The sequence below is a fragment of the Streptomyces odontomachicola genome (assembly GCF_039605595.1).
Taxonomy (GTDB): domain Bacteria; phylum Actinomycetota; class Actinomycetes; order Streptomycetales; family Streptomycetaceae; genus Streptomyces.
Window position 1 is genome coordinate 278,629 of the sequence record NZ_JBCFOK010000002.1, and the last position, 25,477, is coordinate 304,105.

At 72.6% G+C, this 25,477-nt stretch carries 21 protein-coding genes; 19 read left to right on the forward strand and 2 right to left on the reverse strand.

What is annotated here, in order from left to right:
• Positions 1-128: 128 nt before the first annotated feature.
• Positions 129-3,923 carry a BCCT family transporter gene (locus tag ABEE00_RS04055; RefSeq protein ID WP_345743813.1) on the reverse strand — a complete coding sequence of 1,265 codons (3,795 nt, stop codon included), beginning with the start codon at positions 3,921-3,923 and terminating at the stop codon, positions 129-131.
• Positions 3,924-4,642: 719 nt separating this feature from the next.
• Between ABEE00_RS04055 and ABEE00_RS04065 the strand changes: the two genes are divergently transcribed.
• Both ABEE00_RS04065 and ABEE00_RS04070 read left to right on the forward strand, forming a co-directional pair.
• Positions 4,643-5,176, forward strand: a complete 534-nt coding sequence (locus tag ABEE00_RS04065; RefSeq protein WP_345743814.1) for a hypothetical protein — start codon at positions 4,643-4,645, stop codon at positions 5,174-5,176.
• Between the two features lie 139 nt (positions 5,177-5,315).
• Positions 5,316-6,554, forward strand: a complete 1,239-nt coding sequence (locus ABEE00_RS04070) for an LmeA family phospholipid-binding protein (protein ID WP_345743815.1) — start codon at positions 5,316-5,318, stop codon at positions 6,552-6,554.
• 427 nt (positions 6,555-6,981) lie between these two features.
• Here the strand turns inward: ABEE00_RS04070 and ABEE00_RS04075 are convergent, their stop codons facing one another.
• A complete protein-coding gene (locus tag ABEE00_RS04075; protein WP_345743816.1) occupies positions 6,982-7,224 on the reverse strand; it encodes a hypothetical protein in 243 nt (80 codons plus the stop codon).
• 178 nt (positions 7,225-7,402) lie between these two features.
• On the opposite strand from ABEE00_RS04075, the gene ABEE00_RS04080 reads away from it, so the two are divergent.
• The 17 genes from ABEE00_RS04080 to ABEE00_RS04160 all read left to right on the forward strand — a co-directional run bounded on the left by ABEE00_RS04080 (position 7,403) and on the right by ABEE00_RS04160 (position 25,476).
• Positions 7,403-7,951 (forward strand): hypothetical protein, encoded by a 549-nt coding sequence (locus tag ABEE00_RS04080; RefSeq protein WP_345743817.1) that lies wholly within the window; start codon positions 7,403-7,405, stop codon positions 7,949-7,951.
• Between the two features lie 63 nt (positions 7,952-8,014).
• On the forward strand, positions 8,015-9,970 hold the full coding sequence (locus ABEE00_RS04085) for a phage tail sheath family protein (protein WP_345743818.1): 1,956 nt from the start codon (positions 8,015-8,017) through the stop codon (positions 9,968-9,970).
• 31 nt (positions 9,971-10,001) lie between these two features.
• A complete protein-coding gene (locus tag ABEE00_RS04090) occupies positions 10,002-10,508 on the forward strand; it encodes a phage tail protein (protein ID WP_345743819.1) in 507 nt (168 codons plus the stop codon).
• A 62-nt stretch (positions 10,509-10,570) separates the two neighbouring features.
• The gene (locus ABEE00_RS04095) at positions 10,571-11,431 is read left to right on the forward strand and encodes a T4 family baseplate hub assembly chaperone (protein ID WP_345743820.1); all 861 of its coding nucleotides are present in this window, start codon (positions 10,571-10,573) and stop codon (positions 11,429-11,431) included.
• The gene (locus ABEE00_RS04100; RefSeq protein ID WP_345743821.1) at positions 11,421-12,650 is read left to right on the forward strand and encodes a hypothetical protein; all 1,230 of its coding nucleotides are present in this window, start codon (positions 11,421-11,423) and stop codon (positions 12,648-12,650) included. The genes ABEE00_RS04095 and ABEE00_RS04100 overlap by 11 nt, the downstream gene beginning before the upstream one ends.
• Complete coding sequence (locus ABEE00_RS04105; protein WP_345743822.1) at positions 12,647-13,486, forward strand: Pvc16 family protein; 840 nt, start codon at positions 12,647-12,649, stop codon at positions 13,484-13,486. The genes ABEE00_RS04100 and ABEE00_RS04105 overlap by 4 nt, the downstream gene beginning before the upstream one ends.
• On the forward strand, positions 13,483-15,732 hold the full coding sequence (locus ABEE00_RS04110; RefSeq protein ID WP_345743823.1) for an ATP-binding protein: 2,250 nt from the start codon (positions 13,483-13,485) through the stop codon (positions 15,730-15,732). Before ABEE00_RS04105 ends, ABEE00_RS04110 begins: the two co-directional genes overlap by 4 nt.
• A complete protein-coding gene (locus ABEE00_RS04115) occupies positions 15,729-16,700 on the forward strand; it encodes an eCIS core domain-containing protein (RefSeq protein ID WP_345743824.1) in 972 nt (323 codons plus the stop codon). Before ABEE00_RS04110 ends, ABEE00_RS04115 begins: the two co-directional genes overlap by 4 nt.
• 85 nt (positions 16,701-16,785) lie before the next feature.
• Positions 16,786-19,098 (forward strand): eCIS core domain-containing protein, encoded by a 2,313-nt coding sequence (locus tag ABEE00_RS04120; protein ID WP_345743825.1) that lies wholly within the window; start codon positions 16,786-16,788, stop codon positions 19,096-19,098.
• Entirely contained in the window at positions 19,091-19,570 is a 480-nt protein-coding gene (locus ABEE00_RS04125) for a hypothetical protein (protein WP_345743826.1), read from the forward strand. Before ABEE00_RS04120 ends, ABEE00_RS04125 begins: the two co-directional genes overlap by 8 nt.
• Before the next feature lie 7 nt (positions 19,571-19,577).
• Positions 19,578-20,288 carry a hypothetical protein gene (locus ABEE00_RS04130; protein ID WP_345743827.1) on the forward strand — a complete coding sequence of 237 codons (711 nt, stop codon included), beginning with the start codon at positions 19,578-19,580 and terminating at the stop codon, positions 20,286-20,288.
• 41 nt (positions 20,289-20,329) lie between these two features.
• Positions 20,330-20,914: a LysM peptidoglycan-binding domain-containing protein gene (locus tag ABEE00_RS04135; RefSeq protein ID WP_345743828.1), complete on the forward strand. Its 585-nt coding sequence runs from the start codon at positions 20,330-20,332 to the stop codon at positions 20,912-20,914.
• Positions 20,915-20,930: 16 nt separating this feature from the next.
• Positions 20,931-22,085: a phage late control D family protein gene (locus tag ABEE00_RS04140; RefSeq protein ID WP_345743829.1), complete on the forward strand. Its 1,155-nt coding sequence runs from the start codon at positions 20,931-20,933 to the stop codon at positions 22,083-22,085.
• Between the two features lie 82 nt (positions 22,086-22,167).
• Complete coding sequence (locus ABEE00_RS04145) at positions 22,168-22,863, forward strand: phage baseplate assembly protein V (RefSeq protein ID WP_345743830.1); 696 nt, start codon at positions 22,168-22,170, stop codon at positions 22,861-22,863.
• 13 nt (positions 22,864-22,876) lie between these two features.
• Positions 22,877-23,356, forward strand: a complete 480-nt coding sequence (locus tag ABEE00_RS04150) for a hypothetical protein (protein ID WP_345743831.1) — start codon at positions 22,877-22,879, stop codon at positions 23,354-23,356.
• Between the two features lie 77 nt (positions 23,357-23,433).
• On the forward strand, positions 23,434-23,796 hold the full coding sequence (locus ABEE00_RS04155) for a GPW/gp25 family protein (RefSeq protein WP_345743832.1): 363 nt from the start codon (positions 23,434-23,436) through the stop codon (positions 23,794-23,796).
• Between the two features lie 96 nt (positions 23,797-23,892).
• Positions 23,893-25,476 carry a baseplate J/gp47 family protein gene (locus tag ABEE00_RS04160; protein ID WP_345743833.1) on the forward strand — a complete coding sequence of 528 codons (1,584 nt, stop codon included), beginning with the start codon at positions 23,893-23,895 and terminating at the stop codon, positions 25,474-25,476.
• Position 25,477 lies beyond the last annotated feature (1 nt).

Below are 25,477 nucleotides of genomic sequence, written 5' to 3' on the forward strand. Positions count from 1 at the left end.
AGTTGGGTCCGCCCCCGCCTCCCGCGTACGCCGTACGAAGCCTCCGCAGGTGCCCGCTGCCCACCCCCCCCGGGGGGGCAGGCGCCCGCGGTCCGCGGCGGAGGACAGCAGAGGCGGGAGCGGGCGGGTCAGCCGGAGCGTGCGGGGCCGGACGCCAAGTGGTCCTGGAGCTCGCGGTGGCGGAACTGCCAGGCCGTACCGGCGACGCGCAGGATGCCCAGCCGGTAGCAGTCGTCCAGGAAGCGGCCGAGCCGCCAGGGGAGCCGGCCGCGCGCGCAGAGCAGCAGCGCCAGATACCGCACCGCCGCATGGCCCCCTGCGCCGCCCTCCCCGCGATCCGCGCCCTCGGTGAGCCCGAGCACGATCCAGAAGACGACCATCACGGTGAGCCCGAGCGCGAACCCGGTCTCCGTGCCGCCGGTGAGCCCGGCGCCCACACCGGCGGCCAGCCCCGTACCCACGCCTCCCACCAGCCTGGCGGCCAGATCGCGGCGCACCGGCTCGCGCGGAGTGGTCACCGGATCGTCGCTCCCGGGAACCGTCGCGCCCTCCACGAGCGCCATGGCGAACAGCGTCCCGAGCACCAGCACATACCCGAGTTCCACGCCGATCTCGGCCCCGGCGCCGCCCACGAGCACGACGCCGACGCCGGCCACCAGCATGCGCAGACCTCGGTGGGTACGCAGTCTCCGCAGGGCGATGCGCCGGGGCTGGGGCCACGTACGGCGCCACGCCCCGAGGACGGCGAAGGGCAGCAGCCCCACGGCCACGATCAGGTAGTGGGCGTCGAACAGCAGCAGCGGTGCGAGCGAGGCGAAGACCAGCAGCACGGACAGCGCGCACTCGACCCACCGCACCCGGCGCTCCCCGGCCAGCGGCCACAGCTCGTGCAGCACCAGATCCGTGCTGCTCAGGGGCCGGTCGGCGACCGTGCGCGCCGCGCGTGACGGGGTCTCGGCGTTGGCGTCGAGATAGCGGGCGAGCAGGGTGAGGCGGCGGCGCGTGAGCCCGGCGTCCAGCAGCGGCGGGCGGCCCGTGCCGGTCACGCCGCGCGGGGTGTCGGCGGTGCCGTGCCGCGATGCGGAGACGGCGGCACCGACGTACCGGTCCAGCAGATGCCCGTGCAGCCGCCCCTCGGCGGCGAGGGTGAGCAACTCGGCGGGATCGCGGCGGTATTCGCCCTCGGCCGTGCGCTCCTGGAAGACGGTGACGGCCAGATTCAGGCGCCAGGGCGTGTCCAGCGCGGCGGCAAGGGAGGTGGAGGGAGTGGAGTCCGGGACGGCTTCGTCGTCGTGGCTCGCTCCGGCGGCTTCCGCCAGTGCGGCGAGGACGGGCTGCCAGCGTTCCCGTCCGATGTCGGTGCCCGCGACGCGTTCGGCCAGATAGCCGCGCACGCCGGCGGGGTCGATGCGGGCCAGCGCGAGGCGTACGAGGCCGTGCGGCTGGACATCGGCGTCCACCAGGGCCTGGTAGTGCGCATGACGGCAGGTAAGGACGACGGGGCAGGCGCGTCCCGCGCGCTCGAAGCGTTCGACGGCGCGCAGCAGGGCGGCGGCGCGCGAGCCGTAGCCGGGAACGCCTCCCGCGTCCAGCTCGTCAAGACCGTCGATGACCGGCAGGACGAGGTCGGCCTCGACGAGCAGTTCGGCGTCCCGGGCGCCGAGGCGATACGCGCTGGTCAACTGCGTGTGCAGCCACTCCCGTACGGTGCCGCCCGGCCAGGAGGAGGCGCTGAGCCGCACCGGCACGGGGTCCTCGGCGCCGCGCGTCTCGGCCAGGCCCAGCAGCAGGGCGAGGGCGAGCACGGTCTTGCCGGTCCCGGCGTCGTCGCCGCGCGAGGCGGGGGCGGGGGTTCCTGTGATGAGTACGCGCCCCGGCGGCAGTCCCCGGTAGAACGCCGTGACCTCCTCCAGGGTTCCCCGCCGCGCCTGTCCGGGCTGTCCGGGCTGCTCGGACTGTCCGTGCTGTTCGGCGCCGCCGGGGAGGTGCGCCGTGAAGGCGAGGTCGATCCGTCCGCCGGAGCTCGCGGGACCGCCGCCCAGCAACTGCCGGAACTGGGCGCCCTCCACCCACACCGTCCGCTGCGCGAGTTCCGCTGCGACCAGAGCGGCGGTGCGCTGCTCGCGCAGACCGCGTACCGAGGCCCACAGGCCCCAGCCCCCGCACACCGAACCGGCCAGCCCCGGCCAGAAACCCAGCACGCCCGCGGTGTCGGGATCCGTCAACTCCCCCTGCCCGAGCGCGACCACGGTCCACCAGAGCCCGCCCGCGCAGACCACGCCGCTGAGCAGCAGGGCGGTGCTGAGGGTGGGGCGGCGTGTGCGGGGGTGGGTGAGCCAGTTTCTGGGCGGGGTGGGGAGGTGGGGCGGGGTCTGTGTTTCTTCCGGGGGCGTGGGCTGCGTCTCCGTCTGGTTCCCGGCCCGCCCCTCCGGGCTGAGCAACGGGCCCGCGCGCAGGTCGCGTTGGAGCGCTGCGCACATCGCCGCGATCACCACGACGAAGGGGAGGGCGAGAAAGACCGTCAGATTCCTGAAGCTCTGCAGCGTTTCGGCGCCCCCGCCGCCGACCAGCAGGAGGACCGCGGCGGTCGCGCCGGTCAGCACGCCCCAGAAGGCCACCATCCTCCGGGAAGGGTGCCGGGCGCCGTGCTGCGAGAGCGTGGCCAGCACGGTGGAAGAGGCATGCGCGCTGGAGACGTAGAGGACCCCCAGAAGGATCAACACCAGCAGGATCATCGTGCCGGTGGCCGGATAGGCCCGCAACAGCTCGAAGAACTGCCCTTCGTCATTCGCTGCTTTGGCCATACCCGCTCCGTCGCTCTCCAGCTTCATCGCCGTGCCGCCGAAGACCGTGAACCAGACCAGGCACACGGCGCTGGGCACCAGGATCGCGCCGCCGAGGAACTGGCGGACGGTGCGGCCGCGGCTGATGCGGGCGAGGAACATGCCCATCAACGGAGCCCAGGACAGCCACAGGGTCCAGTAGAAAATCGTGTAGGAGGCCAGCCACGCGGGGAGCTCCCGCCCTCCTCCGGTTCGGAAGGCCGCGCGTGCCGTCATCTGCGGCAGCTCGGCGACGAAGGAGACGAGCGAGGTCGGCAGCAGCCCGAGGACGGAGAGGGCGGGGCCCGCCAGCAGGACGAAGACGGCCAGCAGTGTGGCCAGGACCATGTTGATGTTGGCCAGCCGCTGGATGCCCTTCCGCACACCTGAGACGGAGTACGCGACGACCGCCAAGGTCAGCACCGCGATGACCATGACGAGGAGGAGCTCGTCGACGTGCGGCGTCCAGTCGGCCACGATCATGCTGGAGGCGATCTGGAGCACGCCGATACCGAGTGCGGCCGCCGAGCCGAGGAGGATGGCGAGGCTCGCAAGGATGTCGAGGCACTTGCCGAGGACGCCCCCGGCCAGTCGTCGGCCGATCAGAGGGGTGAAGGCAGCGCTGAGGGCGAGCGGCCTGCCGCGCCGGTGGGTGCCGTACGCCAGGGCGAGACCCACCACGGCGAAGACCGCCCACGGCTGCAGCGTCCAGTGGAGGAGGCTGGTCGCCAACGCCGTGGCCATGCGCGCGGATTCGGGGGCTGCGGCGCCGGGCGTGCCGGGCGGAGGGTCGGTGAAGTGGGCGAGCGGTTCGATGGCGCCGTACCAGAGCATCATCATTCCCATGCCCGCGCTGAACAGCATCGCGATCCAGAGCGTGGTGCTGAACTCCGGCTTCTCGCCATCCCGTCCGAGACGGATGCGCCCGTAGCGGCTGCAGGCCAGCCAGAGCGCGAAGAGCACCGCCCCGGCCATGGCGAAGGTGAAGAACCCGCCGCCCCCCTCCATCACTCCGGACAGCAGCGAGGCCGAGCCGCTCGACAGCGCTTCGGGGAAGAAGGCACTCCACACGATGAAGGCGAGTGTGAGCAGTGCTGTCACGCCGAACACCCACCGATCGGTGCGCGGTCGCCCAGCCCTCCTCGTGTCCTCGGCGGTGCTCGAACCCTCGCTGATCCGTTCCCCGGGCATGCCCAGTCTCTTGCCCTCTTCGGCCGAGGCCCATGTACGGCGTTCCGCGTAGGCGACACGGCCAGGGTGGCGGAGGCTCGGGCCGCCCAAGGGCAGTTGGTGGGCCAGGCGGGCAACCGCCGCTGCTCAGCCCCGCGTTGAGGCGAGGGCCGCCGTGTACTCCTCCTCACTCACCGCCCCCAGCCACGTCGTACCGTCACCCACCACCATCGCCAGGTGGGCCATCAGGTGGGTGTCCGTGGTGCCGTGCCAGTGCTCCTCGCCGGCGAGGCCGATGCCGTCCCCCCCCCCCCGCGAGGTTGTGGGCGGTCGTTCCGCTGGGGCGGAACGGGTGGGCACAACCGGACTTGCGCCCCCTGCTCCCGCGCCACCACGCACCCAACGGGGCCCGGGGCGCAGCCCCGTGGGCGCCCGCGCCGAGCGCGGGACCTGGGTGCGGGGTGGGGTCGGCCTCGCGGCTGGCGGTTCCGGTGTGCCCGCCCGTTCCGCCCCTGCGGAACGACCGCCCACACCTCAGTGGGGGGGGGGCAGCGAGCCCGGCTCGGAGTGGGGGTCAAGTGGTGGCTTGGGAGGGTCGGTTAGGGTGATCTTGGGGTCGGCTACGGGGGCTTGAGGGAGTTATGTTCGGGATGCGGCGTGTGGTGTTGGCCGGAGTGACCGTCCTGCTGATGGCCGGGCTCACGGCCTGCGGAAGTCAGCAGGGTGCGGCCGAGGGCAAGGGTGACGGAGGCGGCGCCCAGGTTCAGCAGGCGGACATGGTGACGGGGCTGCGTGACGGCGTACGGCATCAGCGGCGCAAGACCGTCAGGGCCACCCGCCCGCACCTGGTCAAGAAGTGCAAGCTGGCCACGAAGCGCGTGAAGCACACGAAGCGCAGCGGCGGCAAGCGGAAGAAGACCCGCACCTGGTACACCACCAAGCACGTCAACACCTGCCACAAGGTCCGCAGCGGCACCGAGACGTACCGCCGCGTGGTGCGGCCGCAGCGCTGGTGCGTTCGGCTGGACCACGTGAAGAACGTGCCCGGGAGCGCGCACAAGGCCTACACCGGCACGGACAAGAACGACGTGTGGTTCCGCGTCTCGCGCGAGACCTACAGCGCGGCACGCGAGAAGCCCGATCACGCGCGCCTCAAGTTCAGCCCCCTCGGCAGGGGTTGCTGAATTCCGCATCCCGGAGGCCGTCTGTTTTGCGCGGTGAATACATCTTCGGGTGTGTGTGGGAGCAGGCTTACGTAGCAGCGAAGTAACAAGCGGATGGACAGCGTTGGATCTTCAACCATCCGCGTGTTCGCATGTGCCGATGACGTCCCCAAGCTCATCGAGAGGCTCCACAGGACCGATAAGGAAGGCCCAGAGCGGGCAGTCGGAAGGAAAGGAGACGGAGGAGAAGGACACGGAAAAGAAGGGCACAGAGGAGAAGAGCGCAGAGAAGAAAGACTCGGACGCGTCGGAAAGCGGTGCGAAGTCGCCGGAAGCCTACGGGCGGCACAAGAAGGGCGCGGGTAAGAACAAGCGGATCGGGCCGCGGCTGCGGACCTCGTTCAAAATCGGGACCGCCGTCGTGGTGGTGCTCGCCTTCCTCGCCGTGGGGGACCGCTGGGCGGTGCTGTACGCGGAGGACAAGGCGGCCGAGAAGGTGCAGAGTTCACTCAAGCTGCGCGCCAAGCCCGAGGTGCACATTCCTGGCTTTCCCTTTCTGACGCAGCTCGCCACCGACCGTGTCGACAAGGCCGACATCAAGATCACCGACGCTCCGGGAGGCCGGATCTCGGTCGCCTGGGTCACCGGCACCACCCGGGACGTCCAGCTCACGACGGGCGGTTCGCCGCTCGATGTGAAGGGCGCGAAGCTCGGCGCGATGCGCGGCAACGTGGTGATCGCCTTCGACGACCTGGACCGCGAACTCGGCACCTCGCAGGTGAAGTTCCATCCCGGGAAGCGGCCCGGCACCGTGAAGGCCGAGGGCCAGGTGCCCATCGAGGGCAAGAAGGTGAAGGTGCGCGCCGACGCCCACCTGCACCGCATCGGCCAGCACGGCGTGGGCACCACGGTGTACGGCATGAAGCTGGACGTGCCGGGGCTGTTCTCCTACACGCCGGGCAAGACCGGCGGGCTGCGGCTGGCGAAGCCGTTCGCCGAGAGGGTGCAGCACGACACGGCGAAGGCCAGGGCGCTGTTCCAGGTCCGTACCGTCGCCGAGCACTTCGGGCTCACCCCGAAGCGCGCCGCCGAGGTGCGGCGGAGCGAGGCGGCGCTGCACAGGATCACCGGGCAGCCGAAGTTCGCCGACAAGCTGATGCGGGTGAACATGCTCGACGCGATCGTGCAGAATCCGGCCCTGCTCAAGAAGGCGGGGATCGATCCGGCCCTGGTCGACGCGGTGAAGAAGATGAAGGTGCCGAAGCTCGCCGACCGGCTGTCCTGGTCCATGCGGCTGCCGGAGACCCCGGCGCACGTGAAGCTGCAGAAGATCACGGTACGGAAGGAGGGCATCGTCGCCGAGGTCACCAGCCCCGGAATGAAGGTCGGCGACGCCTGACCGTCTCCGGGTGACCCCTGAGGAACCGACACGGTACGTCGGCTTTCTCCCTCGTACGGGAATCCGCCGTCCCGGACCCGTACGGGCGGACCCCAGCAGTGAGCCACGGTGCTCTGCTGGACGAACTCTCCCCGCAATACCGATGATTGCCCGCAATGACCGTATCCTGCGGTCATGATTGCCTGGTAGCTGTATTTCCCCGCGGCCATCGCGATGGCGGTTCTCCCCGGCGCCAATCAGCTCCTCGGGCTGGCGCGAGGTGTCTGTTCCGTCGCGAGTGCCCGGAGTGGTGGGGCTGCGAAGGTAATTCCTTACGGCGCTGACCAATCCCAAGGCGCTGTTGTTGTTCGCCTCGTTTCTGCCGCAGCTCCTTCCCGCAGGAGCCCCGCCGTTGCTGCTCGTCATGCTGGTCGCCGTCTGTGCTGATTCACGGATCGCTCCCGGACTCGGGGAACGACATGAGGAATTCGCGTACGAGGCGTACCGCGGTCTCCGTGTCGGCCGTGGAGGTCTTGACGCCCGGCGCGTCCGCCTCGATGTCCGCGGCGAGGCTCAGGGTGATGAGGACGCCGTGGGTCTGCGCCTCGATGCGTACGACGCAGACACCGGTTCTGCCGGTCCCGCTGGATCCGCCGGTCCCGCCGGTTCCGCCGAGCGCTCCGGAAGCCATGGCCCCAGGCTCGCGGAGCGCTGTCACCGCCGCGTTGGCCGCGGGTGCCGCGCCCCGTTCCGCGCGGCCGGGGCGTGCGGGAACCGGGCGTCCCGCGCGGTGACGTGCCGGTGACGGCGCGCCCGGATGCTGGGCGGTGTGGCTCCGGCGCCGGCGGGAGCCGGCGAGGAGTACCGACATGGCCGTCATCATCACCAACCTCTCCGTCACAGGACCGGTGCTGGTGCCGCTGACCACCGGCGGCACGCTGCGGCTCTCTCCGGGACAGGCGTCCCCCGCGATGCCGGACACGGCGGTACGGGGCAACGCCAAGGTGGACCGGCTGGTGGGGGAGGGCGTGATCGCGGTGGGGCCCGCGCCGGAGGGAGCTGGGTCGGAAGGCTCCGAGCCCGCGCCGGAATCCTCCGAGGAGGCAGCGCAGCCGGTCGCCGCGACGGAAAGCCCCGTCGAGAAGACCGAGCCCCCGGAGGCCCGCGACGCGGAGACGGCCAGCGGCCCGGGAACGGCCACCGACAAGGGCACGACCGACGACCGGGGCGCGACCGGCGACAAGGCCACGACCAGCGAAAAGGGCTCAGCCAAGTCCCCCTCCAGCGTCACAGGTCAGGGCGCCGCCCCGCCCTCCGCCACCAAACGCACCGCCTCCGCCTCCCGTAAGCGCGCCTCGCTGTCCGGGCCGGGCAAGGGGCGCACGCGCACCGGCAAGTCCCCCGAGCCTCCGGCGTAACGGCGTACGCCGACGCCGTACGCCGTACCGCCGCACCGCCCGCCCTCGCGACAGGAGACCAGCATGCCGACGCTGAGCTATCCGGGCGTCTACATCCAGGAGATCCCCGGCGGCACCCGGCCGCTGGAAGCGGCGACCACCTCGACGGCGGCGTTCGTCGGCCTCGCCGAGATGGGTCCCGAGGCGGCCACCCGCATCACGAGCTGGACGGAATTCCAGCGCGTGTACGGCGCGTTCATCGCGGACAGCTATCTGGCCCCGAGCGTCTTCCAGTTCTTCAACAACGGCGGGCGGCTCTGCTACATCGTGCGGGTCACCCGTCCCGACGCCGACACCGCCAGCGTGACGGTGAACAACCGGGCTGCGGCCCCCGTCGCCGGACTGCTCTTCTCCGCCAAGAACAAGGGCGGCTGGGGCAATTCGCTGCTGCTCCAGATCGAGGACGGCACCCTCGACCCCGGCAACGAGTACCGGGTGAGCGTGCGCAGGCAGAGCGACCCCGCCGCCGTGCCGGCCAACTTCCGGGACATCACGCCGCTGGAGGTCTTCGACAACCTCAGCGCCGACCCGGCCGCGCCCAACTACGCGCCCACCGTGCTCGGCAGGGACTCGGGGCTCGTCGACGTCAAGGTGCTCGACGCGAACAAGAGCGCCGCCCAACGCGGTCTGCACCGGGGCGGATTCGTACCGAACGGCGCGCTGCCGCTCGGCGCCAACCGCTCCTTCCAGATCAGCCTCGACAACGACGGCCTCCAGACCGTCGCGCTGCCAGCGACCGCCGCGGCCCTCACCGCGCTGAGCGACGTGGCCACGGCGATCCGCACCGCCGTCAGCGCGCTCACGCCGAAGAAGGTGTCCACGCCGGCCGCCGCCTTCACGGGCTTCACCTGCACGGTGGAGACCGTGGACGGGCAGCCCCGGCTGCTGCTCCAGTCCGGCACGACGGCCGCCACCTCCTCCGTACGCGTGCAGCCGGCGCCGGCCACCGACGCGACGTCGCAGCTCAAGCTCGGTGTCGGGCAGGGCGGCCGGTCCGAGGACGGGATCGCCGTACGCCGCCCGGCCAATGCCGACGCGGTGCAGGTCGGCGACGCGGCCGCGGTCGCACCCGTCGCCGCGGTGCACGCGGGGACGGACGGCGACCCGGCGGTGCCGCTGGGCGTGGGCGCGTTCAAGGACGCCTTCCCGCGGCTGAACGGGGTGACCGACGTCAGCCTGCTGGCGGTGCCGGGCGAGGGCTCGCCCGCGCTGACCGGCGAGGGCATGGCGTACTGCGCCAACCGTCCGCTCCAGGACCTGTTCTTCCTCGGCGACATGGCCTCGCACGACGACACCCCGGACGACGCGACCGTCTTCCGCAACAACATCCCGGTCGCCAACTCCTATGGCGCCGTGTACTTCCCGTGGGTACGCGCCACCGACCCCTCGGGCAGGTCCGTGAACCCCGTGCTGCTGCCGCCCTCCGGGTACGTCGCCGGGCTCTGCGCCCGCATCGACGCCACCCGCGGCGTGTGGAAGGCGCCCGCGGGAACGGAGGCCTCGCTCAACGGCTCCGTCGGGCTGGCCGTCGAGCTGAGCGACGTACAGCACGGCACGCTGAACCCGATCGGCGTGAACGTCATCCGCCGCTTCCCCGGCTCGGGCGTGGTCTCCTTCGGCGCCCGCACGGTCACCTCGGACGCGGCCTGGCGGTACGTGCCGGTGCGGCGCACCGCGATCATGCTGCGGGTCAGCATCTACAACGGCATCCAGTTCGCCGTCTTCGAACCGAACGACGAACCGCTCTGGTCCCAACTGCGGCTCAGCATCGGTGCGTTCATGACGACGCTGTTCCGCCAGGGCGCCTTCCAGGGTTCGACGCCTGACCAGGGCTTCTTCGTCAAGTGCGACGGCGAGACGACCACCCAGGCGGACATCGACGCCGGCGTCGTGAACGTCCTGGTGGGCTTCGCGCCGCTGAAGCCGGCCGAGTTCGTCGTCGTCAAGATCAGCCAGAAGGCGGGGCTGGCGTCCGGCTGACGGCGGCGCCCGACCGAGAGGAGAGCGGCCGATGGCCAGGGTGAAGTTCAGCGTCAACAGCCAGCGGTTCGACCCGTACCTGGGCTTCCGCTTCAAGATCAAGGTGGACGGCCAGTACGTCGCCGGGCTCAGCAAGTGCAGCGCGCTGAAGCGCACCACCGAGGTCACGCCCTGGTACGAGGGCGGCGACCCGAGCGGCCCGCACCAGATCCCCGGGAAGACCAAGTACGACCCGGTGACCCTGGAGGCCGGCGTCACCCACGACACCACCTTCGAGGAGTGGGCGAACCTGGTGAACAACTTCGCCGGCGACGCCGCCATGTCGCTGGCCCGCTTCCGCAAGGACATCGCCATCGAGGTCTTCAACCTCCAGGGCGCCAAGGCCCTCGCGTACAACGTCTTCCGCTGCTGGGTCTCGGAGTATCAGGCGCTGCCGCAGCTCGACGCGAGCGGGAACGCGGTGATGATCAGCACGATCAAGCTGGAGAACGAGGGCTGGGCGCGCGATCTGTCCGTACCGGAGCCGCGCGAGACCTGACGGCCGGTCACCGGCGCGGCCGGGTGGGAGACGGGTGAGAGACGGGGGAGAGGGGGCAGTCCGTGGGCACGCTGCCGGGCGGTTACTGGGACGCGGCGGGGGACCTGCACCGCGAGTACGACCTCGCCCTCCTCACCGGGCGCGAGGAGGAACTGCTCGCCGCCGCGGGCGCCCGGCCCAGCGCCGCGCTGGTGACCGAGGTGCTGAGCCGCTGCGTACGGCGGCTGGGCGGCATCGCGCCCGTACCGCCCGAGGTGGCGCGGGGGCTGCTCGTCGCGGACCGGCACTATCTGCTGCTCCAGCTCCGCCGCGCGTCGTTCGGCGATCACGTACGGGCGCAGCTCGTCTGCCCCTGGCCGGACTGCGGGGAGCGCATCTCGCTGGACTTCTCGCTCGGCGACGTGCCGGTGGAGGAGGCGTCGGAGCGGGCGCCGCTGCACGCGCTGACCCTGGAGGACGGCGGTACGGAAGTGTGCTTCCGGCTGCCTGACGGGGGCGATCAGGAGGCGCTTTCGGGGGAGTTGGAGCGCAACGAGGGCGCGGCGCTCACCGCGCTGCTGGCCCGCTGCGTCACCCGGCTCGGGCCGCACGAACCGCCTGGCGAGGAGCGCGTCGCCGGGCTGACGGCGCGGGAGCGGTACGCGATCGAGGAGCGGATGCGCGAGCTGGCGCCCTCGGTCGGCCAGACCATGGAGGCCCCGTGCGCGGAGTGCGGCCGCACCGTCGTGGCGCCCTTCGACATCCAGCGCTTCTTCTTCGGCGAGCTGCGCACCGATGGTGAGCTGCTCTACGAGGAGGTGCACTACCTCGCGTTCCACTACCACTGGGGCGAGCAGGAGATCATGAGCCTGACCCGGGACAAGAGGCGCCGGTACATCGAGGTCCTCGCCGACCGGATCGAGGTGCTGAACAGTGGCGCCTGAGGGAGCCCCGCAGGGGCGCGGAAGCGGCGAGGGCGAGGGGTACCTGCGCGGTGTGCTGGCCGACGGCGCGCGGCGCTTCCGCCACCGCGGCGGGGTGCGCGCGCTGCTGGGAGTCCCCGAGGACACGGGCGTGCGCGTGCACATCGTGCCGCCGGTGCCGCGGGTCGCCTTCGCCTATCTGGGGGTGGGGGCGGGCGCGGCGCGTGGGGGGTCTTATGCGCCGTACAGGGCTGAGTACGGGGCGACGTACGAGGCGTCGTACGGGGAATGCGCCGAGGTCCCCGGGGTTTCACCGGCCGGTGGCGCGGAGGCGCGGGACTGGTGGGAGCTGGCGCTGCGGGAGGCGGCGCCGGGGGTGAACGGCGGCCCCGGGGAGGAGCGTGCTTCGGCGGAGGTCGAACGGCCGCTGGCCCATGGGGAGTTCGGTACGCCCCGCGCCTCGGCAGGTGCGGGGGAGTCGCGTACCGGCGGCGGGCCGGAGGGGGTGCCCGAGGTGGCGGAGATCGCAACGGCGGCCGACTCGGCTCCCGTTGCGCCGCCGGGCGCCGAACACCCGGCCGCGCGGGCCGAGGTGAGGCCCGAGCCCTCGGAGTCTTTCGAGCCCTCCGAGCCTTCCGAGCCCGCCGTCCCCGGGCAGGGCGTGCCCGAGGTGACCGTGACGGTGCCCGGGCACACGCCGCGCCCCGCGCGCTCCCCGCGGGACGAGACCGCCCCGCCGCGCGAGGGCGCCGCCGACCGGCCCGCCGTGGCTCCGCCCGTACGAGGCGGAGGAATGGTGGATGAGCCCGCTGCCGGACCCCGCAAAGGCCGGCCCGCCGTGGCCCCGCCCATACGACGTACCGCCGCGGCGCCCCCCGAGTCCCCGCGCCCGCAGACGCGAGGCGAGCCCAACTCGCCGACCGCGTCTGCCCCTTGGCGCCCCGCCGACCCCACACCCGCGCTCCCGGACCCGCCCGCCCCCGTACGCGTGGTGACCCTTCCCGCGCCGCACGGGCAGCGTGCCGCGCGACCGCCCGGCAGGGTCGAGCCCCCGGTGAGCGGGGCGGGTCCAGGTACGGCCGGCGCCCAGGAGGACGCCGCCGCGCCGCCGCGCCCAGCGCAGGCGCACCCACCCGCGAAGGCACCCGCGCCCCCGCCCCCCGAAGAACCCCGCCGCGTGCCCGCCTACTGGGAGCGGCGCCACATGTGCCGGCTGCGCTCCGGCGGGGTGCTGCGATGAGTGCCTCGACCGCGATCGGGATGGTCAGCGCCTCGCTGCGGAATCTGCTGGTCGGCGAGATGCGGCTCCAGCCCGCCATGGACGTCACGGTGCTCGCGCCGGACGAGCCGGGCAGCGGGCGGCGGATCAACCTGTTCCTCTACAAGCTGCTGGAGAACCCGTACCTGAAGAACGCGGACTTCACGCTGCGCCCCGGACCGCCGCCGAAACTGGTCGACGCGCCGCTCTCGCTGACCCTGTACTACCTGCTCACCCCCTATGTGCCGAACGACCCGCTGACCGGCAACGTGACCGCGCACCAGAGCATCGGCGAGGCCATGCGGGTCTTCCACGAGCACCCCGTCGTGCCCAAGACCTACCTGGAACCCGGGCTCGCCGACGCCGCCGAGCACCTCCAGATCGCCAGCCACTCGCTCGACCCGGAGGAACTGAGCCGGATCTGGACCACGTTCTCCCAGCCCTTCCGGCTCTCGGTGCTCTACCAGGTCTCCACCGTCCAGCTCGACCGGCTGCCGGAGACGGAACGCCCGCTGCCCAAGCGGGTGCGGCAGGTCGGCGTGCCCGACATCAGGGCACCGCTCGAACCACCCTCCGTGGACTCCCTCACCCCGCAGGCAGGACCGCCCGGCACGGCGCTCACCTTCGCCGGGACCCACCTGACCGGCTGGCGGGCCACCGTGCGGCTGGGCACACGGGTGGTGGCCGACGGGCAGCCGCTGAGCGGGGGCTCCTTCGCCGTCCCGCTCCCCGACGGGCTGCTGCCCGGCTTCTACGACGTACGGGTGGACGTGTCGGGGCTGTTCCGGCGCACCTTCCTCTTCGAGGTGACGTCATGAGCGTGCACGCCGCGACGCGCGGCAGCCACCGGGTGGAGGCGTACCGGGACGGCGCCGAGCACCTGGCGGACGAGCTGCGGCGTCTTGACCTGCGGATCGGTCTGCTTCTGGAGAGCGCGCGCCTGCACAACCAGGACCACCCTCGGCAACAGGCGTCCCGCACCGTCTACATCACCCGCGAGGAGGTCGACTGGCTGCTGGCGGAGGAGGCCGTTGATCGCGCGGCAGGTCATGACGGGGGAAGCGCCGCGCTCGACCGGCTCGGCGCGGAGATCGACGCGCGCGTGCGGAGCGGACTCGCCGACGGCGTGCCGCTCGCGCTGCCCTCGCTGGCCCGGCTGTTCGGGCTCACCGCGGCCGAGACGCAGGCCGTCGTGGTGTGCCTGGCGCCCGAACTGCGCCGCAAGTACGACAGGTTGTACGCGTACCTCCAGGACGACATCACCCGCAAGCGCCCCAGCGTCGACCTCGTACTGGAGCTGCTGTACCCCGGCGCCGAGCGGCTGCGCTGGGCGGCGCGTGGGCTGTTCGCCGAGTCGGCGCCGCTGCTGCGGCACGGCATCCTGCGGACGGTCGAGGACCCGCAGAGCCCCTCGGGGTCCAGCGGGCTCGCGCGGTTCCTCGCGCTCGACCAGCGGATCTGCCAGTACGTGCTCGGCGCCGAGGCCGTCGACGTACGGCTGAACGGGCTTGCCAGGGTGGAACCGCCGCGCGCCGACGGCCCGTTCAACGCGTCGGGCGGCGCCGTGGCCGCCGGGCTGGCCCGGCTCGCGCGGCACCACCTCGGCGAGGAGCCCTTCGCGCGGCGCACGCTGGTGTGCCAGCTCCACGGGCCGCCCGGCGCCGGCAGGCGGGAGGCCGTGCGGGAGACCTGCGACCGGCTCGGCCTGCCGCTGCTGAGCCTCGACGCGGCCGCGCTGGCGCGCTCCCCGGCAGGGCTGGCGGGCGCCGCGTTCCGCGAGGGGCTGCTGCGGCGGGCGGCGGTGCATCTGTACGGGGCCGACGTGCTGCTCGCTGAGGACGCCGGTGCGCTGCTCGGCGAAGTGGGCGCGGCCGTCGCGGACTTCGGGCGGCTGGTGTTCCTCACCGGCGAGGCGGAGTGGAGCGCGGGCGGCGCCGCCTTTCCCGGGGCCGCCTCTCCCGGGACCGTCTTCCCGGAGGCCGTCTTCCAGCCGGTGCGGGTCCCGGCGCCGGACGTGCCCGGCAGCACGGCGTGCTGGGAACGCGCCCTCGCTCCGCACACGGCGGAGCACGCGGGCTGGGCCGCCGAACTGGCCGCGCTCTTCCGCATGCCGCCCGACGCCATCGCCGCCGCCGTCGCACTCGCCGAGAACGACCGGCTGATGGAGGCGGCGCCGCGCCCCCTCGCGCTCGCCGACGTCGCGGCCGCGTGCCGTCGGCAGACCCGCAGCGCCCTCGGAGGGCTCGCCGTGCTGCGCGGCCCCGTGAGCGGCTGGGACGACCTGGTGCTGCCGCCGGACACGATGCGCCAGCTCCGCGAGATCGGCGGCCAGGTGCGGCACCGGCACCGGGTGTTCGGCGCCTGGGGCTTCGGCACGAGGATCGGCCACGGGACGGGGCTGAGCGCCCTCTTCAGCGGCCCGCCCGGTACGGGGAAGACGCTGGCCGCCGAGGTGCTGGCCGGCGACCTGGGCCTGGACCTGTTCACGGTGGATCTCTCCGGGGTCGTCAGCAAATACGTGGGCGAGACGGAGAAGAACCTGTCCCGCATCTTCGAGCGGGCCGGTGCGGGAAACGCGATCCTGTTCTTCGACGAGGCGGACGCGCTGTTCGGCAAGCGCACGGAGGTCTCGGACGCGCACGACAGGTACGCGAACATCGAGACCAGCTATCTGCTGCAGAAGATGGAGGAGTACGAGGGCGCCGTCATTCTCGCCACCAATCTGCGCCAGAACATGGACGAGGCCTTCACCCGGCGCCTGCGCTTCATCGTGGAATTCCCCTTCCCCGGGGTTGAGAGCCGGGAACGGATATGGCGCACGCTCATCCCGTACTCCGCGCCGCTCGCCGGGGACGTCGATTTCCGCTTCCTCGCGCGCGAATTCCCGCTGAGCGGCGGGAGCATCAAGAACGTGGTGCTGAACGCCGCGTTCCTGGCGGCCGGGGACGGCGGCGTGCTCACCCGGCGCCATGTGCTGGCGGGCACGCGACGGGAGTTCGCGAAGATCGGCAAGCTGTGGACCGAGCCGGAGGCCGACTCGCGGATCGGGGGTGGTGCGGGATGAAGCTGCGGATCGTGGCGGGGCGTGCGGCGGCCGTTCCGGTGGTCGCCCCGGCGCCGCTGCGCACGCGCCCGCACGGGGTGGGTCGGACTCCTGCGCCAGCCCGGGAGGAGACCCTGCGCAGGGGGCTGGGCAACACGTATCTGAGCAACGCACATTGGGGCGGCGGACAACCGCTTCCCCTCGCCGAACGCGGCTTCTTCGAGGCCCGCTTCGGACGTGACTTCCGCGACGTACGGGTGCACACCGGCGTGCGGGCCGCTGCCGCCGCGCGGGCGCTGGACGCGCATGCGTTCACCTCGGGCCGCGATGTGGTCTTCGGCGAGGGAAGGTACCGCCCCGGCACAGCGGCAGGACGCTGGCTGCTCGCCCACGAACTGGCCCATGTCGCCCAGCAGAACGGCAGGCCAGGACCGGTCAGGCGGCTCCGGATCACCCCGGAGGCGAAGGCGGCCGGCACGTGCGGTGAGCGGCTGGTGCAGTGGCGGTGGACGCTGGACAAGCCGGCGCCCGTGGACGGCTACATCGTGCAGCACATCGCCAAGGGCGAGTTCGTGAAGTCCTGCCCCGACATCGCCTTCGGTCCGCCGCACCTGCTCCTGCACTTCTGGGAGGCGTGGCCCGTCGCGGCCGGCGTGAAGGACGACCGCCGGTGGACCGACGGCAGTACGACGCCGGCGCGGCCCGGCGAGAACGGGGTGCAGATCTCCACCGGCACCCTCGCGTACTTCCCCCGCTCGGTCACCGGCGACCTCGGCGACTTCAACAGGGCCCCGGCCGACCCGAAGAGCCCCTGGCGCCCCGGCCTCGGGCCGGGCTCGGGCTCCCTGCCGTCCACGCTGACCCGGCCGGCGTGGTGGGACACGGTCGCGCCGCTGGAGGGCCCGGCGGACCGGGAGGCGAGCTCGCGGTGGAACTGCTGCGACCCGGACCCCGCCAAGCGCACCAGCACCGTGCAGTCCAGACCGTGAGCGCGAGCGTGACCGTGGCCGACCGCCCCGTACGGCGGGGGCGGCGGGGCGAGACACACATCCCAGACGAGGAAAGGGGGCGGCCATGGAGACCCTCACCCGGGTGCCGGGGCGTGAACGGGGCGAGCCAGCCGTGCGCCGCACCCCGCCCGCACGCGATCCCTCGCCCGGACCCGGGCGCACGGAGGCGGCCGTCCCGCCGAGCCAGGTGCCGGTACTTCAACGCGCCCTGGGCAGCGCCTGGTTGCAGCGGGTTGCCGAATGCGGCGGGAGCGCCGGGGGCGCCGAGAGCGAGCAGCGGCCCGGTGCGGCGGGCGGGTGCAGCGGAGGCTGCGGCGGCTGCGCGCTGCGGACGCTCCAGCCCAAGCTCACGGTGGGGGCAGCCGACGACCCCTTCGAGGAGGAGGCCGACCGCATCGCCGAGCAGGTGACGGGGCAGCCCGCGCCGACCGCCGGGGGATTCCGCGCCCCCGCCTTCGACGGCGTACCGCAGGTGAGCAGGAAGCCGGACGCCGCGTCCGGAGGCTCATCCGTGGGCGCGGGCGGAGGACTGCTGGACGCCGCGCTGCCCCACGGGGGCGGCAGGCCGCTGGCCGCTCCCGTGCGCGCCTTCCTGGAGCCGCGCTTCGGGCGGGACTTCCACGCCGTACGGGTGCACGACGACGGCGCCTCGGACGCGCTCGCCACCCGCATCCGGGCCCGCGCCTTCACCCACGGCGAGCACGTGCACCTGCGCGGCGGCGAGAGCGAGCACGATCTGCCGCTCATGGCGCACGAGTTGACCCACGTCGTCCAGCAGCGCGAAAGCGCGGCCCCGGCCCGCACACCGGTGCGGCGGGCCACGGACAAGGAGCTGGCGAAGATCGAGGACCTGCTCTCCTACGGGCTCTTCGACTGGGTGATCACCGACGCCGAGGCCGTACGCGCGCTGACCCTGCTCAAGTCGCTGTCCCGGTTCCAGCAGGCCGCGTTCCTCAGCATGCCGACGTACGCGAGGAGGCTGCGCGAGAACCTGCCCGACGACCGGATCGCCGAACTCGACGCGCTGGCGGCCGATGTGGCCGGCCTCCAGGCGCCCGCCGACACGCTCGGAAAGCTGGACGAGCGCCTGTCCTACGGCCTGTTCGACTGGGCGGTCACCGACAAGGACGCCACCGAGGCCCTCGACCTGCTCAAACAGCTCTCCGGCACCCGGCTGGCCACCGCGCTCGCCGCCATCAACTACCCGCGCCTGCTGGACAACCTGCCGAACAGCCGGCGCCCCGAACTGGTCGCGCTGTACTCGCGCGCCATGGGCACCGGGGGCGAGCGCGAGACCGAGGAGGCCGCGCACCCGGGGCAGCTCCTGCAGAGCATCACCTTCCGTTCCGACCACGGGATGCTGCGCGGCAACGACGACGACTGGAACGCGGACAAGCCCCCGTACGGCGAGCCCGAGTGGTTCGTGGACGCGGCTGGCACCGGCATCGTCGTGAGCCGCCCGCTGAGCCAGACCCGCGGCACCCCCGTACGCCTCGACCTCGGACTGAACGTGGTGCCGGAGAAGGCGCCGCCCGCACCCGTGCGGCTGACCGGGCGCAGCGCGGAGCCCGCGCTGAACTTCGACTTCTCCGGCACCCTCCAGGGCGGCAGGAACCAGACGCTCCCGCTGGCCTCCGCGCTGCCCCTGCCGGACACCGTCACGGGGCTGGAGAACCGGCTGATCGTCTGGGAGATGGAGTGGGGCGGCTGGAAGCACGAACTGGCCCGCTCCCGGCACGACGTCTACGTCACCTCGGGACCTCCGCTGCTGCCGGCCGAGGTCACGGCGAAGCGGATGCGCACCGCGACGCGGCTGGTCGGCGAGGTGGCCAGGCGGCTCGGCAGCCTCGACCCGCACCCGCTGGTGTCCGGGATCATGAGCACCTGGGGCGCGTACAACCTCGACGTCCAGCTCGACAACGCCTGGGAGCTGGCCGACGACCTGCGGCGCGGCGCCCAGTGCATCGACATCGTGCGCTTCGTGCAGGGGATGCTCCAGCAGGTCGGCGTGCCGGGCGTCGCCGTGGCCGTGACCGTGTGGGCGAAGCCGACCAGCCCGGACGTGCCGGAGGAGCACGGCACCCTGGAGGGCGTCGGGCACCCCACCCAGGCCAACTGGTGGGCGGCGCTGATGGACGCCAACGGCTGCGCCAACAACTTCGAGGCGGCGCTGCGCTTCGACTACGGCGGCCTGCGCCGCTACTACCCCGGAGGCGTCTCGATGAGCCGGATCTACTCCACGGCGCTCGACGTCCTGCACGTCTTCCAGTGCCTGGTGTGGCTCGAACCGGTCGCGCACAAGCGGTACGACATCAAGCAGATCCTCATCACGTACCCCGGGCGCCACTGCGAGCTGGGACCGGTGAGCTGTGGCTGAGCCGAGGGCGGTGAACGGGGGAGCGGGCGGCGGGAGCGCGCTGCTGGAGCTGCTGCGGAGGCGGCTGACGGCGCTGTTCCCGGCACAGGGGCCGGGTGCCGAGGGGCCCGACATCGCCCTGCTCGGCGGCGACCAGCTCCTCGTCACGCGCGGCCTGGTGGCGGTCCCGGCGGGTGAGGGCAAGGCGGAGACGTACCGGCCCGGCGTCGACGGCTACCAGGTGTACGTGGCACACCGCGGGCCCGCGGCGGCGCCCACCGGGGCGCAGCGCTTCACCGCGCCCGGCGAACGGGTGGCTGCCGATCCGCGCACCGTCCGGCTGTGGATGCGCGCGGGGGACCCGGCCGCCGCGTGGGCGCTGGACGACGGGCGGGGCGCGGTGCTCACCGTGCGGGTGCACTGCGGTCCAGGACGGGCGGCCGGCGAGGTCAACGCGGTGCTGCGCGAGATCGAAGCGGTGATGAGGCGGTGATCCGGCCATGAACAGCGGCTTTCCCAACAAGCCCCGCATCCTGCGCGGAGCGTTCGTCGAATTCGGGCTGAGCCTGCCGCCGTTGCTGGTGGTGTTCCAGTTCAACCCGGTGCAGCTCACCCGGAACCGCTCGCTGACCTTCAGCTTCCCCGGCGCCGCCGCGGCCGCCCGTACGAAGGAGGACGTGCCGCCCACCACGCTGCGCAGCACCCACGCGCAGGCCGGGAATCTGCTGGACCTCCAGAAGGAGCAGCTCGTGGTGGTGGACGAGCAGACCATCGCCTTCGACATCCGCCTGGACGCCACCGACAGGCTGGACGAACACGACAGGATCACCGAGGAGTTCGGGGTCGCGCCGCAGATCGCGACCCTGGAGCTGATGACCTACCCCAAGGAGGAGAGCCTGCTCGCGAAGGCGGTCGGCGCGCTGCTGGGGAAGCCCGAGGGGTTCAGCTTCACGCGGGGCGCCAATCCGCCGCTGGTGCTCTTCGTCTTCGGCCGCAAGCGGGTGCTGCCGGTGAACATCAACTCCATGAACATCACCGAGACCGAGTTCAGCACCGCGCTCAACCCGGTGCGCGCCACCGTCGCCGTCAGCCTCACCGTGATCGAGGGGGACAGCGTGCCGTACCTGTACACGAAGGCCATGACCGAGGTGATGGCCGCGGTCAACCTCGCGAACGTCGCCGACGCGCGGGACATCGTCATCCCCGGCTGAGCGGCGTCTCGGCCGGGACCGGGAGAGGGAGGGGAGCCGGAATGTTCGGGAAGCTCTCGCGCTACCGCAAGGTGCAGGACGTCGCTGTGCTCGACCCGCGCGGCCGGGTGCTGGCCTCCAAGGATCTGCGGCTGCTGCCGGACACGCCGGGGACCTTCGCGCACACGGTGGAGTCCGGCGACCGGCTGGACCAGCTCGCCTTCACCTTCTACGGGGACCCGGCGCTGTACTGGCGGTTCTGCGACGCCAACCCCGCCTTCCTCTCGCCGCTCGCACTGCTCGGCCAGGAGCCCGTCGTGACCCTCCGCTTCCCGCTCACCGCGCCAGCGGGGGACCCGCCGTGGTCGGCGCTGCTGGTGCAACTGCGGGCGCTGGCCGGGGTGGAGGCGGTCGCACCCGAGGAGGAGAGCACGTTGGTGACGGAGCGTCAGACGGTGGGCGGCAGGACGGTCGCGGTGCAGGTGGAGCACTTCACGCGCTCCGTCACGGTCGTCTCCAACAGGATCGCCGTGCGCACCGACCAGCTCCGCGCGGCCATCGTGCGCTCGGGCTTCACGCCGGGTCCCGCGGAGGAGACAGGGCAGCTCGGCAGGCCCGTGATCATCCCGCCGGCGCCGAGCGGCTGAGGGGAGGCGGCGGCTGATGCAACACGACCACGTGCGCATCGCGTTCGACGGCGCCGAGATCCCCGGCTTCTACGAGGACCTGCTGACGCTGGAGGTGGAGCTGGACGAGGAGCTGGCCGGGATGTTCCGGATGACCGTCAAGCTGCTGCTGCACGCGGACGGTTCGTGGACCTACCTCGACGACGACCCCTTCGGGCTGTGGCACCGCGTGGACATCGAGGCGGGCCTCGCCGACGACGCGCGGCCGCTGCTGACCGGCTACATCACGCATCTGCGCCCGGACTTCGGCGCCGGGCTCGGCTCGGCGCGGCTCGACATCTGGGGCATGGACGCGAGCGTGCTGATGGACCGCGCCGACCGGCTCGTGGCGTGGCCCGACAAGAGGGACAGCGACATCGCGACGGAGCTCTTCCGCGCCTACGAGCTCACCCCGTGGGTGACCGACACGGCCGTCGTACACGGTCAGGACGTCTCGACCGTCATCCAGCGCGAGACCGACATGCGGCTGCTGAGGCGGCTCGCGCTGCGCAACGGCTACGAGTGCTTCGTGGACGGCGACACCGGGCACTTCCACCCGCCCGCCGTGGACGCGCCCCCGCAGCCCGCGCTGGCCGCGTACGCGCGCGAGGAGACCACGCTCAACCGCTTCCGCCTGGAGATCAACGCGCTGACCTCGGAGAACGTGGCTATGGCCCAATTCGACCACATCAGCGGCCAGTTGCTGGAGAGCGCCGTGGAGAGCGGCAGCGAGCCCGCGTACGGGGCGAAGACCGCCGAGGCGCTGCTCGGCCCCGGCGTGGAACCCGCGCTGACCCGCGTGGGCCAGACGGTGACCACCGGTCTTGAGGAGATGGACGCGCTGTGCCAGGGGCTGTTCGACCAGGGCCAGTGGTTCGTGACCGGGGAGGGCGAGGTCGCGGCCAACGCGTACGGGAACGTCCTCAAGGCGCGCGACCCCGTCACGATCAAGGGGCTCGGCGAGACGCACAGCGGGGTCTACTACGTCACCCACGTCACGCACCGCTTCGGCCGCGACGGCTACCGGCAGCAGGTGAAGGTCAAGCGGAACGCGCTGCTGCCCACGGGACGGGAGGACTTCTCCTCGGGCGACGGCGGACTGATCGCGGCCGCGGCGGCGGGCGTGCTGGTGGTGGAGACGGGCCTCGGCTGAGCGGGCCGAGGGGGTGCGAGGGACAGGGACGCGAGGGACAGGGACGCGAGGGGCAGGGACGCGAGGGGAGAGGAGGGGAGCGGTGGATCTGGAACGCACGGTCGCCGGGCTGGTCGAGCGCTCCGAGCTGCGGTTCTTCGGCAAGTACCGGGGCTCGGTCGTGGACAACGACGACCCTGCGCGGCTGGGAAGGCTCCGGCTGAGGGTGCCCAGCGTGACCGGGCCCGAGGTGGTGACCGGGTGGGCCACCCCGTGTGTGCCCTACGGCGGCACGGCGGGCCTCGGTCTGCTGTGCGTGCCGGAGAAGGAGGCCGGGGTGTGGGTCGAATACGAGGAGGGGGACCTGGAGTTCCCGGTGTGGACCGGCACCTACTGGGTGAAGCAGCCCCAGGTGGGCAGCCAGCTCCCGCGGCCGCTGACGGCGAAGGGCGAGCCGGGGAACGAGGTCCAGCGGCCGCCCACCCGCAAGATCTTCACCACCCGCAAGGGGCACACGCTCCAGTTCGAGGACGCGGACGGGGAGGAGGCGGTCGTGCTGCGCGACGGCGAGCACGGGCAGCTCGTGGTCCTCGACGGCGACGGCATCTCCGTGACCGACCGGCACGGCAACACCGCCGTGCTCGACACGGACGGCATCCGCCTCACCGACGCCAACGGCAACGAACTGGCCATGGCGGGCGACGGGTTGACCCTCACCGCCGCGACACCGCTGACCATCGACGCGGCGGGACAGCCGGTCTCGGTGGTGTGCGCGAGCCTCGACATCACGAAGGGCTGAGGGGGCCGAGCCGATGACCGAGAAGCTGGTCGTGGTCGCGAACGACCCGGTCAAGGGCACCGACAAGCACCACGTCGCGGGCACGGACAAGGGCGGCAACCCCTATGCGGGGACGGGCGACTACGCCTACGAGGGCGGCGTGACCGGTGGGCTCAGCGCCTTCGTCCGCATCGGGGGCAAGGCCGTGGCGCTGGTGAGCAGCACCAGTTCGCTGCCGTCGGAGCAGACGGCGGCGGGCGGCAAGCACGACGCGAAGCAGGGCAGCGGATTCCTGCCGCCGACGGCGGACGCCACCACCCTCGCCTTCCTGCCCACGGACCTGCCCGTCGGCGCGGGCACGCCCAACGCCAGGGCGGGCAGCGGCGTGCTGACCGTGGGCGGGACGAAGGTGCTGCTCAGCGGGGACGCGTACGACACCTGCGGACCCGTGAAGACGCCGGCGGGCTCCACGGTGACGGCCAAGGGGCAGGACTTCGTGACCTGTTCGGAGTGAGCGGGGAGCGGGCGCCGAGCGAGCGCGGAGCGAGGGCGGGACCCGGGCGAGGGCCCCGCACGGGAGGGAGGGACGACATGGCGAGCGGCTTCGGATTCCCGTTCGGCACCGACCAGGCGGGGGCCATCGCGCCGGACCCGGACGACGACGCGGACCTGCGCGGCAAGGTCGTGCAGGTGCTGTTCACCGCGCCGGGGGAGCGGATCAACCAACCCGAGTTCGGCTGCGGCCTGTTCGACCTCGTCTTCGACCCGAACAACACGATCATGGCAGCGGCCGTCGAGTTCTCCGTCGGCCAGGCGCTGACCCGCTGGCTCGGCGACGCGCTGGTCGTCGACGGGGTCGATGTGACGGCCGCCGACGAGGCGCTGACCGTCGAGGTCGGCTATGTGCGGCGGGCCGACCTGACACGGCAGGCGGTCCGGGTGCACTTCCGATGAGCCGCTCCGGGGAGCCGCCGCCCGGCACCGCACGGCAGCCGCAGCACAAGCCCGCCGGCCTCGCGCCCGGCAGCCACCAGAGACAGGACCACCGCGATGGCAGAGATCAAGAGGACCGACGGCCGGCCGGTCATCGACTACATGGCCCGCGACTACGACAGCCTGCTGCGGGCGATGCGCGACCTGGTGCCGCAGAAGCTCCCCGAGTGGCGGGACTTCGCGAACGAGGCCGACTTCGGCAACGTGCTGCTCGAACTCTTCGCGCACCTCGGCGACATCCTCAGCTACTACCAGGACCGGGTGGCCAACGAGAGCTTCCTCGGCACCGCGCGCACCCGCGGCAGCGTGATCCAGCACCTGCGCCTGATCGGGTACGAGCTGGGCACGGCCGCCCCCGCCGCCGCGACCCTCAGCCTCACCGTGCCCGCCGAGGTGAACTCCGCCGTCACCATCGCCCGCGGGGACGCCTTCACCACGGCGAGCGGCCGCGGCAGGCCGAGCGTCCGCTTCGAGTACACCCAGGACACCCCGCTGACCGTGGACTTCGGCGCGCTGCCCGTGGTGGGCGGCGTACGGGTCTTCGGCCCTCCGCAGGGCGGCGTGCCGGTCGAGGAGGGGCGGCTGTTCCCGAACGAGCTGCTCGGCGTCTCCGACGGCAGGCCCGACCAGCGCTTTCCCCTCGTACACCCCGGCCTGATCCTGCGGCCTGCCGGGTCGGCCGACCAGACCGGCCAGCCCGGCGGCAGGGACGTGCGGCTCACCACCACGCTCGGCGCCACGGTCGCGGAGTGGAAGCTGCGCGACACGCTCGCCTTCAGCCAGGCGGGGCAGCGGGACTTCACCGTGGAGATCGACGCGGACGACCGGGCCACCGTGGTCTTCGGTGACGGCGGATTCGGCGCGATACCCGACCGGGGCGCGCAGATCCGGGCGAGCTACCGCACCGGCGGAGGGGCGGCGGGCAACGTTCCCGCGGGCGCCGTGACCACCCTCGTCGGCGCGACCCCGCTCGCCCTGCTCAGCGCCAAGGTGACCAACCACGCGCCGGCCACCGGCGGCGCCGACAGGGAGAGCGGCGAGCGCGCCGTGCGCAACGCCCCGGCCGTCTTCCGCTCCCAGCACCGCGCCGTGACCACCGCCGACTACGAGGCGCTGGCCCGCAGCTTCAAGGGGGTCGGCAAGGTGCGCGCCGACGCGGGCGGCTGGAACCAGGTGACCCTCTACGTGGCGCCGGACGGCGGCGGCAAGGTCAGCGACGTGCTGGAGTCCCGGCTGCTCGCCTTCTTCGAGGACAGGCGGATGCTCGGGCAGATCGTCGAGATCGCCGACGTGGACTACGTCCCGCTGCTGGTGACCGCGCAGCTCGCGGTCGAGAGCTTCTTCGCCGTCGACGACGTGCTCGCCGCCGTGCGCGCGGCCGCCCGCGCGCTGCTCGCCTTCGACCGGGTGGACTTCCGCCAGACCGTCTACCTCAGCAAGTTCTACGAGGTGATCCAGGACGTTCCCGGCGTGGTGTTCGTCAACGTCACCGAGTTCCGCCGCGGCGACAGCGCGGGACCGCCGGTCGACCCGCAGGGCCGGATCACCTTCGGGCCCAACGAGATCCCCGTGCTGCCCCCAGCGCCCGACCCGCACGCGGACGGACTGCGGATCGAGCTGGTCAGCCAGGAGGGGAAGTGAC

Excerpts from the sequence above, each read along its gene's own strand:
- ABEE00_RS04140 (WP_345743829.1), top strand. The coding sequence starts at position 20,931 with ATGCAACACGACCACGTGCGCATCGCGTTCGACGGCGCCGAGATCCCC.
- ABEE00_RS04075 (WP_345743816.1), bottom strand. The coding sequence starts at position 7,224 with ATGGCTTCCGGAGCGCTCGGCGGAACCGGCGGGACCGGCGGATCCAGC.
- ABEE00_RS04150 (WP_345743831.1), top strand. The coding sequence starts at position 22,877 with ATGACCGAGAAGCTGGTCGTGGTCGCGAACGACCCGGTCAAGGGCACC.
- ABEE00_RS04070 (WP_345743815.1), top strand. The coding sequence starts at position 5,316 with ATGACGTCCCCAAGCTCATCGAGAGGCTCCACAGGACCGATAAGGAAG.
- ABEE00_RS04130 (WP_345743827.1), top strand. The coding sequence starts at position 19,578 with ATGAACAGCGGCTTTCCCAACAAGCCCCGCATCCTGCGCGGAGCGTTC.
- ABEE00_RS04065 (WP_345743814.1), top strand. The coding sequence starts at position 4,643 with ATGCGGCGTGTGGTGTTGGCCGGAGTGACCGTCCTGCTGATGGCCGGG.
- ABEE00_RS04110 (WP_345743823.1), top strand. The coding sequence starts at position 13,483 with ATGAGCGTGCACGCCGCGACGCGCGGCAGCCACCGGGTGGAGGCGTAC.
- ABEE00_RS04120 (WP_345743825.1), top strand. The coding sequence starts at position 16,786 with ATGGAGACCCTCACCCGGGTGCCGGGGCGTGAACGGGGCGAGCCAGCC.
- ABEE00_RS04135 (WP_345743828.1), top strand. The coding sequence starts at position 20,330 with ATGTTCGGGAAGCTCTCGCGCTACCGCAAGGTGCAGGACGTCGCTGTG.
- ABEE00_RS04090 (WP_345743819.1), top strand. The coding sequence starts at position 10,002 with ATGGCCAGGGTGAAGTTCAGCGTCAACAGCCAGCGGTTCGACCCGTAC.
- ABEE00_RS04115 (WP_345743824.1), top strand. The coding sequence starts at position 15,729 with ATGAAGCTGCGGATCGTGGCGGGGCGTGCGGCGGCCGTTCCGGTGGTC.
- ABEE00_RS04080 (WP_345743817.1), top strand. The coding sequence starts at position 7,403 with ATGGCCGTCATCATCACCAACCTCTCCGTCACAGGACCGGTGCTGGTG.
- ABEE00_RS04105 (WP_345743822.1), top strand. The coding sequence starts at position 12,647 with ATGAGTGCCTCGACCGCGATCGGGATGGTCAGCGCCTCGCTGCGGAAT.
- ABEE00_RS04160 (WP_345743833.1), top strand. The coding sequence starts at position 23,893 with ATGGCAGAGATCAAGAGGACCGACGGCCGGCCGGTCATCGACTACATG.
- ABEE00_RS04155 (WP_345743832.1), top strand. The coding sequence starts at position 23,434 with ATGGCGAGCGGCTTCGGATTCCCGTTCGGCACCGACCAGGCGGGGGCC.
- ABEE00_RS04085 (WP_345743818.1), top strand. The coding sequence starts at position 8,015 with ATGCCGACGCTGAGCTATCCGGGCGTCTACATCCAGGAGATCCCCGGC.